Genomic DNA, 12991 nt, shown 5'->3' with positions numbered 1-12991 from the left:
CCAGCCCAAGCGACCGGTTTCCGATCGTCCGCAGTAACCTGTGTGCCGCCCCGCCGCGAACCTGACCCCGGAAGTGAACCGATGAACCGCTTGACCCTGCCGGTAGCGATCCTCGCCTCCACCGCCCTCCTCGCCACGGCCGCGTGCCAGAACGACGAGCCGGAGTCACCGGACCCGGAGGCGCCGGACACGGAGCAGAAGGCCGAGGTGGAGGTCCCCGATGTCGACGGGGCCACGCTGCACACCAGTGAGGGCGACATCGAGGTGGAGCTCTTCGCCTCGGACGCCCCGTTGACCGTCACCAACTTCGTCGAGCTCGCCGAGGGCGACGGCCCGGTGAACGAGGAGACGGGGGCGGCCGAGTTCTACGACGGTACGGTGTTCCACCGCGTGATCGACGGTTTCATGATCCAGGGCGGCGACCCGACCGGAACCGGTCGCGGCGGCCCCGGCTACCAGTTCGAGGACGAGTTCGAGTCCGACCACGGCTTCGACGAGCCCGGGCTGCTGGCCATGGCCAACTCCGGCCCCAACACCAACGGCTCCCAGTTCTTCGTCACCGTGGCCCCCACTCCGCATCTGACCGGCATGCACACCATCTTCGGCAAGGTCGCCGACGAGGACTCGATGGCGGTCGTGGAGGCGATCTCGACGGTCGAGACGGACAGCGGTGACCGCCCCACCAGTGACATCGTGCTGGAGTCCGTCACCATCAAGCGTTCCGGGGACTGACCCCCACACCCCCGGTCACGGGGACAATCACGACGACGACGGCGGCGGTGCCCGTGGCACCCCCGCCGTCGTCCTGCGGGGGCGGGTTCAGCGCCGCCGCTTGGCCATGGCCGCACGGGCGCGTTCGACGGCCGGGCCGATCGCCTCGGCCAGACAGTCAACGTCCTCTTCGGTGGAGGTCCGCCCCAGGGACAGGCGCAGGCTGCTCAGGGCCCTGTCGGGGTCGGCCCCGGTAGCCAGGAGCACGTGGCTGGGCTGGGCCACGCCCGCCGAGCACGCCGAGCCGGTGGAGCAGGAGATGCCCCTGGCGTCCAGCAACATGAGCAGGGCGTCGCCCTCACAGCCGGGGAACGACAGGTGGGCGATCCCCGGAAGCCGCAGCCGCGGGTCGCCGTTCACCACCACGTCGGGCACGATGTCCCGGACCCGGGACTCCAGCTCGTCGCGGAGCGCCGTGAGGTGTTTGACGTGTTCCTCGCGCCCCTGGACGGCGGCGTGCACCGCGGTCGCGAGGCCGCGCGCGAACGGGGCCGACAGCGTGCCGGAGCGGATGTCGCGCTCCTGACCGCCGCCGTGCAGGACCGGGGTCGGGGCGAGGCCTCGGGCGACCACCAGGGCCCCGCTGCCCACCGGTCCGCCCAGTTTGTGGCCGCTCAGCGTCAGCGCGCTCACGCCGCTGGCCGCGAAGTCCACCTCGACCGCGCCCACGGCCTGCACCGCGTCCGTGTGGAAGGGGACGCCGTACTCGGCGGCGACCGCGGCCAGCTCACGCACCGGCTGCACGGTGCCGATCTCGTTGTTGGCCCACATCACCGAGACCACGGCCACGGACGCGGGGTCACGCTCGATCGCCGCGCGCAGGGTCTCCGGGTCCACCCGGCCCAGGGCGTCCACGGGCAGTTCCTCGTGGACCGCGCCCTGGTGGTCGGCCATCCAGCGCGCGGGGTCGAGCGCGGCGTGGTGTTCGACGGCGCTGACGAGGATGCGTCTGCGCGCGGGATCCTCGGCGTTGCGGGACCAGTACAGGCCCTTGATCGCGATGTTGTTCGACTCGGTCCCGCCCGCGGTGAACACCACCTCGTGCGGGGTGGAGCCCACCGCCTCGGCGACGCGTTCTCGGGACTCCTCGACGGTACGCCGAGCGGCCCGTCCGTGGCCGTGCAGGGACGATGGGTTACCGAGGGAGCCGAGTTCCGCCGCCACATCGGCGATCACCTCGGGGCGGACCTCGGTCGTGGCTGCGTGATCCAGATACACCATGGCGCATTCCAGGATACGTCCGACCACATCCGCACCTACCCCCCTGCCCCTCCTTCAGCGCCGTCCACAGGCCGACCACTCGTTCCTCCGGACCCGGGTCCGGACCGATAACCTTGGACCATGCCTGACTCCGCGCCCACGCCGTCCACCTCGCCCGCCACTCCCGCCGGGGAGCACTGGCCCGCGCCCGTCGCGCGGCAGCCGGTGCGTGCCCGTGTCAGCCTGCCCGGTTCCAAGTCCGTCACCAACCGGGCGCTGATCCTGGCGGCGCTCTCCGAGACCCCGTGCGTCGTGCGCCGTCCCCTGGTGAGCCGGGACAGCGAGCTCATGGTGGGGGCCCTGCGCGCCCTGGGCATCCAGGTGAGCGAGCTGACCTCGGACGACCCGGAGGTCCCTGACCTGTCCGTCACCCCGGTGGCCCCGCACGGTCCAGCCAGCGTGGACGTCGGCAACGCGGGCACCGTCATGCGTTTCGTGCCGCCGCTGGCCGCGCTGGCCACCGGCGACGTGCACTTCGACGGCGACCCGCGCGCCCGTGAGCGGCCGGTGGACGAGCTGCTCGCGGCGCTGCGCGACCTCGGCGCCGACATCGACGACCAGGGGCGCGGCGCGCTGCCGCTGACCATCCACGGGACCGGTGCCGTACGCGGCGGCGAGGTCACCCTGGACGCCTCGGGCTCCTCGCAGTTCGTGTCGGCGCTGCTGCTCAGCGGCGCCCGATTCACCGAGGGCGTGCACGTGCGGCACGAGGGCCCGCCCGTCCCCTCCCAGCCGCACCTGGACATGACCGTCGAGATGCTGCGCGCCGTGGGTGTGCGGGTCACCACCGGCGAGAACTCGTGGCTCGTGGAGCCCGGTCCGATCCGCGCCTCGGAGATCACCGTCGAGCCCGACCTCTCCAACGCCGCGCCCTTCCTAGCCGCCGCGCTGGTCAGCAAGGGTGAGGTGACCGTGCAGGGGTGGCCGGAGAGCACGACCCAGCCCGGCGACGCCCTGCGCGACCTGTTCACCCGGATGGGCGGGGAGGTCTCCCGTTCGGGCGAGGACCTGACGTTGCGCGGAACCGGGGAGATCCACGGGATCACCGCCGACCTGCGCGACGTGGGCGAACTCACCCCCACCATCGCCGCCGTCGCGGCCCTGGCCGACTCCCCCTCGCGGCTCACCGGGATCGCCCACCTGCGCCGCCACGAGACCGACCGCATCGCCGCGCTGGCCGCCGAGATCAACCGCCTGGGCGGGGACGTGGAGGAGCTGCCCGACGGGCTGGTCATCCGGCCCCGACCCCTGCACGGCGGGGTGTTCCACTCCTACGACGACCACCGGATGGCCACGTCCGGCGCGGTGATCGGGCTCGCGGTGCCCGGGGTGGAGGTGGAGAACATCGCCACCACACGCAAGACCCTGCCCGACTTCCCCGGCCTGTGGTCGGAGGTCCTGGCATGAGCCGCACGCGGGGCGGGGGACGCCACCTGGACGAGGACGACATCCGCGTGCGTGCCCGGGGCGGTTCCAAGCCCCGCACCCGTAAGCGCCCCAAGCACGAGGATGCCGTGGAGGGCCTCGTCACAGCGGTGGACCGGGGCCGGTACCGCTGCCTGGTGAACGGTGTCCCCGTGGTGGCGATGAAGGCCCGCGAGCTCGGCCGGGGGTCGATCGTGGTCGGCGACCGCGTGGACGTGGTCGGGGACCTGACCGGCAGACCCGACACCCTGGCCCGCGTGGTCCGGGTGCGCGAGCGCGCCTCCGTGCTCAGACGCACCGCGGACGACACCGACCCGGTCGAGCGCGTGATCGTGGCCAACGCCGACCAGCTCGCCATCGTCTGCGCCCTCGCGGACCCGGCTCCGCAGCCGCGCTTCGTGGACCGTTGCCTGGTGGCCGCCTACGACGCCGGGCTGGAGCCGCTGCTCTGCCTCACCAAGGCCGACCTCGCCTCGCCCGACGAGATGCTGGGCACCTACAAGCCGCTCGGGCTTCCCTACGAGGTACTGAGCCCGGAGGGTGACCTCGACGAGCTGCGCTCCCGCCTGGCGGACCGGACCACGGTGTTCGTGGGCTCCTCCGGCGTGGGCAAGTCCACCCTGGTGAACCGGCTGGTCCCGGGCACGGACCGCGCCGTGGGTCACGTGAACGCCGTCACCGGGCGCGGCCGCCACACGTCGACCTCGGCGCTCGCGCTGCGGTTCGAGGGCGGCTGGCTCATCGACACCCCGGGCGTGCGGAGCTTCGGCCTGGCGCACGTGTCCCCCGAGGAGATCGTGTCCGGGTTCCAGGACCTCGCCGAGATCGCCGCCGACTGCCCGCCCGCCTGCTCCCACCAGCCCGACTCCCCGGAGTGCGCCATCGGCGCGGCTCTGGAACGGGGCGAGGTGGACGCCGAGCGGGTGGCCTCGCTGCGCAGGCTGCTCAGCAGCCGCGAGGGCGACGAGGACACCGACACCACCGCTCCCCCGCCCGGTCCCCACTCCTGACCGACGGTTGTCGGGCTGGTGCAGCGGTCCAGCTCAAAGGTCGACGGTGCCGCCGCAGCGCCAGTAGTGGGTCCTGTCGCTCTCCATGAACCCCTCGTCCACGAGGCTGCGACGCAACACCACGTGGTCCGCGCTGTACCCGCGCAGGACCGCGTTGAGCTGCTCCTCGGTGTAGCGGACCCCGGGTTCGAAGGCCCGGGCGATGTGGTCGAGGAGGACGAGCCGGTCGGGGCGGCGGACGGGGACGGACGTGATCCTTCCCCCGGGCATGTACGCGCGCAGCACCTCGGCGCGTTCGGTGCGTCCACGCCGTTCCGACACCCTCGCCTCCTGGCAGTCCACCGGCAGCATGCCGTGCACGACCATCTCCACCCGGCGCGCCGCCTGGTCGGGGTCCACGGGCTGGAGCGCGTACGAAACGGTGAGTCTCAGGGAGACGTCCGCCACCGCGTCGGCGGTGTCGGGGAGCACCTGCGGGCAGTGCACCGCCAGGGTCCGGGCGATGCGTTCCCGCAGGGCGTCCAGGAGCGGCGCCGACCGCGTGGTGAGCACAGGGAGGAGCTGTTCGTCGCCGGTGACCAAGGCGAGCAGCAGCGGGTTGTCCCTCGCGGCGAGCAGAACCATCCGGGTGGTGCGGCTCACCGCGTGCGCGGGGTTGTGGCCGTCCGCCTCCAGCATCGCCTCGGCGGTGTCCAGGAGCGTGGTGACCTCCCGCACCACCACGGCCTGGAGGAGGCCCTCCTTGCTGCCGAAGACGTTGTAGAGGGTCTGCCTGGACACTCCCGCGGTGGCGGCGACGTCGATCATCCGCCGCTCACCCCACCGCCCCGCCAGCACCTCGGCGCGGGCGGCGTCCATCAGCCGTTCGCGGACCCCGGTGCCCTCCCGGGGCCGTATGTCTGTGCTCACGCCCCCATCCTCGCATTCGCGCCCCCGGATATCCCTCCCCCTAACACTCTGGTCACGCCGGGGGCGCCGCTTTGGGCATGTTCGTGCCCGGGAGGGTAGCGTTACCGGCCATGGTGTCCTATGACGATGATCTGCGGCTGGCCCACGTGCTCGCCGACGCTGCCGACGACATCGCGATGAAGCGATTCCGCGCCCTCGACCTGGTTGTCGACACCAAGCCGGATCTGACCCCGGTGACCGAGGCCGACCGCATGGTCGAGGAGACCCTGCGGGGCGTGCTCTCCCGCGCCCGCCCGCGCGACGCGGTGGTGGGAGAGGAGTACGGCCGGAGCGGCAACAGCAACCGCGTGTGGGTCATCGACCCCATCGACGGCACCAAGAACTACGTGCGCGGCGTCCCGGTGTGGGCCACTCTCATCGCCCTGCTGGAGGGCGACCGCCCCGTGGTGGGCGTGGTCTCGGCCCCGGCGCTGCACCGCCGCTGGTGGGCCTCCAAGGGCAGCGGCGCCTGGACCGGGCGCAGCCTCTCCAAGGCCTCTCGCTGCCAGGTCTCCAAGGTGCAGGACCTCGCGGACGCCTCGCTGAGTTTCTCCTCGCTGACCGGGTGGGAGGAGCAGGGGCGGCTGGAGTCCTTCCTGGGGCTGACGCGGTCCGTGTGGCGGACCCGTGCCTATGGTGACTTCTGGTCCCACGTGATGGTCGCCGAGGGCACCGTGGACATCGCCGCCGAGCCCGAGCTCTCGCTGTGGGACGCGGCCCCGCTGCCGATCATTCTGGAGGAGGCGGGTGGCCGCGCCACCAACCTGCGCGGCGACGGCTTCGAGGACGGCGGCCCCCTGGTGTGCTCCAACGGAGCCGTCCACGACCAGGCGCTCACCTGGCTCAACGGTGGTCCCACCCCGTTGCGCCGTCCGGAATAGCCGCCGAGCGGCCACGAAAAGCACCTGCGCGATTACTTTCAGTAGTAACGTGCGCTGTGTGCTGACCATGACAACCCACCGGCGCCGCGCTGCCGCGCTGTGCGGCGCGGTCCTCATCCTGGCCACGGGGTGCGCCCAGAGCCACGGCCACAGCCCGCAACAGCTCAGCGAGATGATCGCCGACACCGTGCGTGACTCCGCCGCGTCGGGTCCGCTGGGGCTCGGCGTGCCCGACACCCTGTTCGACCCCGCACGCTACTCGTGCTCCCCCGCCGTGGACCCCGCGCTCCCCGGCGGCTGGCGCAGCGAGGCGCCGCGCGAGACCGTGGAGGACGAGAAGGCCGTGGAACTCGGCCTGTCCGACTCCGAGGGCGACCACTCCGGACCGGTCGCGGCCACCGTCACCGACCCGGCCGGGGAGACCGCGACCGCCGAGGCCGAGCCGGACGACGCCGGCTGGGCGCGCCTGGTCTATCCGAACGCCTTCGACGGCGCCGAGGAACTCGCCACGGGCGTCCACACGGTGGTGTGGTCCGACGCGGGGACCGGGGCGCCCATCACCTGCGACGGTTTCGAGGTCGGATAGCGCGGTCACTGTGGTGACCCCGCGTGGCCGGGAGCGGCCAAGGGAATATTCGTTCAGGCATGAACCGAAAACCCCGGCACTGGCGATGGGTCTGTTGAAACCCCCGCGAATCGCGGGGCGACCCGGCGCCGCCCGATGCCGCGCCGGGCCCTACAGACACATACGGGAAGGGGCTCCATGCTGCGTTCCCTCACTGCTGGGATCGTGCTGGCCTTCGCCGGTTCCCGAGCCAACGTGGCCCGGACCATCCTGTCCTGCGCAGGCATCGTCGTCGGTGTCGGCGCCCTGATCATGGTGGTCACCGCGGGAGAACTCGGCCAGCGCTACGCCACCGCCTTCGGAGAGGCCAACGCCGGACGCGCGGCGACCATGGAGGTCACCGTCTTCGACAAGGTCACGGACCTCCGCGCGTTCGAGGAGGACCTGGGCCGGGCGGGCGGGCTGGAGGTCTCGCTCCACAACAGGACCGAGTCCCCGCCGCCCCTCCGCCAGGGAGACCAGGTCTTCCGGGACGTCGACATCATCGGAGTGGACGTCGCGCTCGGCGACATCCGCCGGATCAACCTGACCCAGGGCCGGTGGTTCACCGAGGCCGACCTGGACTCGCGCGCCCCGGTGCTGGTGGTCAACGAGGCCCTGGCCGAGGAGCTGGGTGACTTCGCCGACGTCCAACTCGGCAACGGCCGCTGGTCGGATGTGCGGATCGTCGGCGTCACGCAGAGCTCCGTGTACCAGCAGGGCTGGCACAGCGCCTACCTCCTGAACGCGCCCGCCACCGGGGAGATCCTCTTCGGCCCTTCCTGGTCCCCCGAGAAGCCGACCGCCTCGCAGATCACCTACGTCGCGCGGATCGACCCCACTGACTCCGCCGCCGAGGAGATGGACTTCGGAGAGGAGTTCACCGACCGCCTCGCCTCCGCCAGCTGGCGTTGGGGGATCGACAGCCGGGACAGCCTGATGGCGTACCGCACCGACAACTCGGAGATGACCGACGAACTGATCGGTTACCTCTCCATCGGGCTGATCGGTGTCGCGGTGATCACCCTCACCACCGGACTGCTCGGCGTCCTCAACGTCGGGCTGGTCACCGTCCGGGAGCGGCGCCGGGAGCTGGCCACCTACCGGGCACTCGGGGCGAGCCGGTTCACGCTGTTCGTGGCCGTGGTGATGGAAGCTGTGGTGGTCGCGGTCGTGGCCGGCCTGATCGCCCTGGCCCTGTCCTGGTTGCTGGTCGCCGTGGCCGCGGTCGTCATCGGCAACCTCATGTGGCTGCCACCCGACATCAACATGACCGTTCCGCCCTCCGCCGCCCTGGTCGGACTGGGCAGTGCGGCCGTCGTCGGGCTCTTGGCCGGGATCATCCCCGCGATCCGGGCGCTGCGCGCGTCCGTCGTCGCAGGGCTGCGGGAATAGGAGACACAAGTGAAGAAGTGGATCATCATCGGCGCGGCCGTCACCCTGGTGCTCGGCCTGGTCGGTTCCGGCTATTTCCTGTTGTCCAGCTTCGGCGGTTCCGGCGGGGACGAGGAGTTCCTCGGGGAGGCCGCGGTGGACGTCGGCGGCGCGCCGATCGACGTGGAGCTGGGCACGGTCAGCTCCCTGCTGGTGCTCGACGCCACGGTGCGGCCGGAGCCGGGCAAGGCGCTCAAGGCCCCCAGGGGCGGCACCGTCACCCACCTGTGGCTGAACGACGGGGACGAGGTGGAACAGGGCGCCCCGATCCTCAACGTGAGGGTGCCGTCCGAGACCGCCGCGGTCTCGGACGAGGAGGGCGGGGACGCCGCCCCCGCCTTCACCGAGGTCTCCCTGTACGCGCCAGCCGGCGGGACGATCAAGGGCATGGGCGAGGTGCAGGTCGGCGACGTCCTGGAGCCCGGCGCGGCCGTGGCGACCGTCGCCCCGGACCGGTTCCGCGCGGTGGCCACGGTCCCCGCGAACGACCTGTACCGGCTCTACGACGACCCCGACGACATCATGCTGAAGATCGACAAGGGCCCGCCCGCCGCCGAGTGCGCGTTCCTCTCGCTGGGTTCGGCCGAGGGCGGCGCTCCCGCCGAGCAGGGCTCGGAGGACGAGTTCTCGGGTGAGACCGAGGGCGGCGGTGGCGGCGCCGAGTTGTCCTGCCGGGTCCCCTCCGACCTCCAGGTGTTCGACGGGGTGCGGGGCCAGTTGTCGGTGAGCACCGGGGAGGCCGAGGACGTCGTGGTCGTCCCGGTGACCGCCGTGCGCGGCACCTCCGAGGAGGGCGAGGTGATCGTGGTGGCCGAGGACGGTACCGAGGAGCCCCGTGAGGTCTCCCTGGGCCTGTCCGACGGCCAGCTCGTCGAGGTCACCGAGGGTCTGGAGGTGGGCGACACCATCATGGACCCGGTGCCGCTGGACCCGCGCTTCGACGTCCCCGGGGCCGAGTCCGAGGAGGACCTCGACGAAGAGCTCTACGGGATCGGTGGCTAGATGACCACCGACGCTCCCTCTCCCGTGGTCGTGGACACACGCCCGCCCGCCACCCCGCTCCTCCAGGTGAAGAACCTCACCAGGCACTTCATGGTGTCGGGCACCCGGATCGACGTGCTGCACGACTGCACCTTCGACGTCTCCCGGGGCGAGGTCGTGGCCATCATGGGCCAGTCCGGTTCCGGAAAGTCGACCCTGCTGAACGTCCTCGGGCTGCTGGACAGGCCCAGCACCGGCTCCTACGTGTTCGACGGCATGGAGACCGCCCCGCTGCGCGAGGGCCGCATGTCGCGGCTGCGAGGGGACGGGATCGGGTTCGTGTTCCAGCAGTTTCACCTGTTGGAGCGGCGCTCGGCCCTGGCCAACGTGAGCGTGCCCATGGTGCTCGGCGGAGTGCCCGCGCTGCGCCGCCGCAGCCGCTCCAGGGAACTACTGGAGTCGGTGGGGCTGGGGCACCGCCTCCACTCCCAGCCGCACCAGCTGTCCGGCGGTGAGCAGCAGCGTGTGGCCCTGGCGCGCGCGCTGAGCCGTGAACCCTCACTGATCCTCGCCGACGAACCCACGGGCGCTCTGGACGCCGCCAGCAGCACCATGATCATGGACCAGCTGATCGACCAGTCGCGGGTGCGCGACGCCGCGGTGGTCGTGGTCACCCACGACGCCAAGGTCGCCGAGCGGGCCGACCGCGTGGTGGTGCTCGTGGAGGGCCGCACCCACTGAACCGTTCCCCGGTGCCGCCCCTTCCCCAGGCGGCACCGGGGAACATTCGTTTCGGATTCCGTGCGGCGGACACACGAAGAAGCGCCGGGTGGATTTCTCCACCCGGCGCTTCTTTATCTTGGTAGCGGGGACAGGATTTGAACCTGCGACCTCTGGGTTATGAGCCCAGCGAGCTACCGAACTGCTCCACCCCGCGTCGTTGTGTCTTCAGATTAGCGCGCCCCGGCGGGAAAGCCAAATCGACCTGCGCGGGCGCCCTGCGGCCCCGCCCGTGCCCCGTTCCGGTGCGGCCCGGCGGGGCCCGCAGGGGCTTCGGACACGGGAACGGGGCGGGACCCGAAAGGTCCCGCCCCGTCGTACTCGGCGCCCCAGGGGCGGTCGGTACGGCTACGGACTAGTTGCCCGCGGCCTCCTCAAGGGCCTCAAGAGCCTCACGCAGGCGCTCGTTGGCCTCGTCGTTGGACTCCTGGGCCTCCTCCCAGGCCTCCACGGCCTCGTTGAGGGCCTCGGTGAGGTCGCTGGGCTCGCTGTCGCCCGAACCGGCCTCGGAGGTCTCCTCTTCCTCGGTGCCCTGCTCGGCGTCCGGGTCCGGCAGCGGACCCTCGCCGCCCTCGAACAGGTTGTTCAGGGCGTCCTGGAGGTTGCTGCCGATGGCGACCTCCTCACCGAATCCGACCATGACCTGCTGGAGCAGCGGGAAGGACGCCGCTCCGCCGCCACCGGCCTGCACGTAGAGGGGCTCCACGTAGAGCAGACCGCCGGCGAACGGCAGGGTCAGCAGGTTGCCCCGGGTGACCTCTGCGTTGGACTGCTCCAGCGGGAGCAGGACCTCACGCACGTCGGCGTCCGAGTCGAACGCGTTCTGCACCTGCCCGGGACCGAAGATCACCGTGCTCCGGGGCAGCTCCAGCAGCTTCAGCTTCCCGTACTCCTCGGACTCGGGGTTGCTGTCCACCGCCATGAACGCGGCCAGGTTCTCACGGTTGTTCGGCACGAACGTGGTGGTCAGCGAGAAGCTGGGCTCGTCCGAACCGGGGAAGTTGATGGTCTGGCGGTAGGGCGGCTCGGAGACCTCGCCCTCCCGGGTCGGGTCGTTGGGAACCGACCAGAAGTCCTGACCACCGTAGTAGGACGCGGCGTCCGTCACGTGGTACTCGCGCATGATCTCGCGCTGCACCTTGAACAGGTCGTCCGGGTAGCGCAGGTGCTGGATGAGCTCCTCGCTCATCTCGTCCTTGTCGACCACCGTGCCCGGGAAGGCGCCCTCCCAGGTCTTGAGGACCGGGTCCTCGTCGTCCCAGCCGTACAGGGTGACGGTGCCGTCGTAGGCGTCGACGGTGGCCTTCACCGAGTTGCGGATGTAGTTGACCTCGTTGCCGGGCAGCGCGCCGACCTGCTGCGCGGAACCGTCGGTGAAGGTGTCGGTCACCGCCTGGGTGAAGTCGACCCGGTTGGCGTACGGGTAGCCGTCCGAGGTGGTGTAGCCGTCGACGATCCACACGACCTTGCCGTCCACGACCGCCGGGTAGGGGCGGCTGTCGACGGTGAGGAACGGGGCGACCTTCTCCACGCGGTCCAGCGGGTCGCGCTCGTAGATGATCCGCGAGTCGCTCGTGATCGCGCTGTTGAGCAGGATGCTCGTTTCCTGGTACTTGATCGCGTACAGGATGCGGTCGAAGAAGTTGTTCAGCGGCACGCCGCCGTCACCGTCGTAGCGGTTGTAGGCCTGCGAACCACCCGCCGGGTCCCCCTCGGCGTTCTCCTCGGTGGCCTCGGCGTCCTCGGCCGGGGCCTCCTCGCCGCCGTCCTGGCCGTCCGAGGGCGCGCGCGCCTCGTCCGGGCTCGGGCTGGCGTCGACCGCGTCCTCGAGCGTGGGGACGTCGGGCTCGTCCGAGGCGGGGTCGACCGGGTAGTCGTACTCCTCCTCGGCCTCGACGATCACGTAGTCGGCGCCCTCGCGGCCGTAGTAGATCCTCGGCTCGTACTCGCCCGCGACCTCGCTCAGCTCGCCGCGCGGCGGGATGTTGTACTCGGTGAAGACCGGGCGGCCCTCGTTGTCGATCAGGTTGCCCGCGGCGGCGACCATGCCGAAGCCGTGGGTGTAGATCAGGTGCCGGTTGAGCCAATTGTCCTGGTCGGCGGGCGGGCCGTCGAGTTCACGAACGGCGACGATCGTGTCGATCAGGTTGCCGTCGGCGTCGGGGTAGCGGTCCACCTCCAGCACGTCCGGGAACTGGTAGAAGCCTCGGACCTGCTGCATCTGCTGGAAGGTCTGCGAGACCACGGCCGGGTCGGCCAGTCGCACGCTGGGGATGGTGTCGGCCTCGGCCGCCAGCTCCTGCGGCGTGAGCTCCGTGGTGGCGTCGTAGGTCTCCACCTCGGCGTCGGCGATCCCGTACGCCTCGCGCGTGCTCTCGATGTTGCGCTCGATGTACGGGCTCTCCAGGCGCTGCTCGTTCGGCCTGACCTGGAAGTTCTGGACGATCTCGGGGTAGGCGACGCCGACGACCACGCCGGACAGAACGAGCAGTCCGAGGGAGGCCACCGGGATCATCGTGTTCTTGAAGACGATGTTGGCGAAGAACAGGACCGCGCAGATCACCGAGATGACCGTGAGGATGGTCAGGGCCGTCTTGACCGCGTTCACGTCCGTGTAGGAGGCACCGAAGGTGTAGCCCCGGTCGGAGAACACCAGCCCGTAGCGGTCCAGCCAGTAGGAGCCCGCGCGCAGGAGCACGAACAGGCCCAGCAGCACCGACAGGTGCACGCGGGCGGCGGGGGGGGCGCGCTGCCCGGAGTCGTTCTGGAGGCGGACCCCGCCGTACAGGTAGTGCACGATCACGGCGGCGATGAACGCCAGGATGACGGCCGCGTACAGGTAGCCGAGCAGGATGCGCAGGAACGGGTAGGTGAACGCGAAGAACGCGATGTCCATG

At 71.1% G+C, this 12991-nt stretch carries 10 protein-coding genes, 1 tRNA gene and 2 pseudogenes; 8 read left to right on the top strand and 5 right to left on the bottom strand.

Annotated elements, in window-relative coordinates; translation table 11 throughout:
• Positions 1-81 precede the first annotated feature (81 nt).
• The gene (locus D452_RS0101660; protein WP_017542419.1) at positions 82-732 is read left to right on the top strand and encodes a peptidylprolyl isomerase; all 651 of its coding nucleotides are present in this window, start codon (positions 82-84) and stop codon (positions 730-732) included.
• An 87-nt stretch (positions 733-819) separates the two neighbouring features.
• On the opposite strand, the gene D452_RS0101655 is transcribed toward D452_RS0101660, so the two are convergent.
• Positions 820-1992, bottom strand: a complete 1173-nt coding sequence (locus tag D452_RS0101655) for a cysteine desulfurase family protein (protein ID WP_017542418.1) — start codon at positions 1990-1992, stop codon at positions 820-822.
• Positions 1993-2112: 120 nt separating this feature from the next.
• On the opposite strand from D452_RS0101655, the gene aroA reads away from it, so the two are divergent.
• Positions 2113-3438, top strand: a complete 1326-nt coding sequence (aroA, locus tag D452_RS0101650; protein ID WP_026128881.1) for a 3-phosphoshikimate 1-carboxyvinyltransferase — start codon at positions 2113-2115, stop codon at positions 3436-3438.
• Complete coding sequence (rsgA, locus tag D452_RS0101645) at positions 3435-4466, top strand: ribosome small subunit-dependent GTPase A (RefSeq protein ID WP_017542416.1); 1032 nt, start codon at positions 3435-3437, stop codon at positions 4464-4466. The genes aroA and rsgA overlap by 4 nt, the downstream gene beginning before the upstream one ends.
• A gap of 33 nt (positions 4467-4499) precedes the next feature.
• Here rsgA and D452_RS30985 read toward each other — a convergent pair.
• Together D452_RS30985 and D452_RS27540 are read right to left on the bottom strand one after the other, a co-directional pair.
• Positions 4500-4712 (bottom strand): annotated as a pseudogene (locus D452_RS30985) (DUF2087 domain-containing protein); the annotation flags it as partial.
• Positions 4713-4805: 93 nt separating this feature from the next.
• Positions 4806-5324, bottom strand: a pseudogene (locus tag D452_RS27540) (TetR family transcriptional regulator); the annotation flags it as partial.
• Between the two features lie 161 nt (positions 5325-5485).
• Between D452_RS27540 and hisN the strand changes: the two are divergent.
• The 5 genes from hisN (at position 5486) to D452_RS0101615 (ending at position 10055) form a co-directional block, all read left to right on the top strand.
• Entirely contained in the window at positions 5486-6295 is an 810-nt protein-coding gene (gene hisN, locus D452_RS0101635; RefSeq protein ID WP_017542414.1) for a histidinol-phosphatase, read from the top strand.
• A gap of 67 nt (positions 6296-6362) precedes the next feature.
• Positions 6363-6881: a hypothetical protein gene (locus D452_RS0101630; protein ID WP_040692939.1), complete on the top strand. Its 519-nt coding sequence runs from the start codon at positions 6363-6365 to the stop codon at positions 6879-6881.
• 177 nt (positions 6882-7058) lie between these two features.
• Positions 7059-8294 carry an ABC transporter permease gene (locus D452_RS0101625; protein ID WP_017542412.1) on the top strand — a complete coding sequence of 412 codons (1236 nt, stop codon included), beginning with the start codon at positions 7059-7061 and terminating at the stop codon, positions 8292-8294.
• A gap of 9 nt (positions 8295-8303) precedes the next feature.
• On the top strand, positions 8304-9335 hold the full coding sequence (locus D452_RS0101620) for an HlyD family efflux transporter periplasmic adaptor subunit (protein ID WP_017542411.1): 1032 nt from the start codon (positions 8304-8306) through the stop codon (positions 9333-9335).
• Complete coding sequence (locus tag D452_RS0101615; RefSeq protein WP_017542410.1) at positions 9336-10055, top strand: ABC transporter ATP-binding protein; 720 nt, start codon at positions 9336-9338, stop codon at positions 10053-10055.
• Positions 10056-10174: 119 nt separating this feature from the next.
• Here D452_RS0101615 and D452_RS0101610 read toward each other — a convergent pair.
• Positions 10175-10251, bottom strand: a tRNA-Met gene (locus tag D452_RS0101610).
• 198 nt (positions 10252-10449) lie between these two features.
• Positions 10450-12991: UPF0182 family membrane protein (locus D452_RS0101605; RefSeq protein WP_017542409.1), on the bottom strand; the 2542-nt coding region annotated here is incomplete at its 5' end.

The sequence above is a fragment of the Nocardiopsis prasina DSM 43845 genome (genome assembly GCF_000341265.1).
Lineage (GTDB): Bacteria > Actinomycetota > Actinomycetes > Streptosporangiales > Streptosporangiaceae > Nocardiopsis > Nocardiopsis prasina.
Note: the sequence above shows the minus strand (reverse complement) of the source record. Positions and strands in the feature narration are given on the sequence as shown.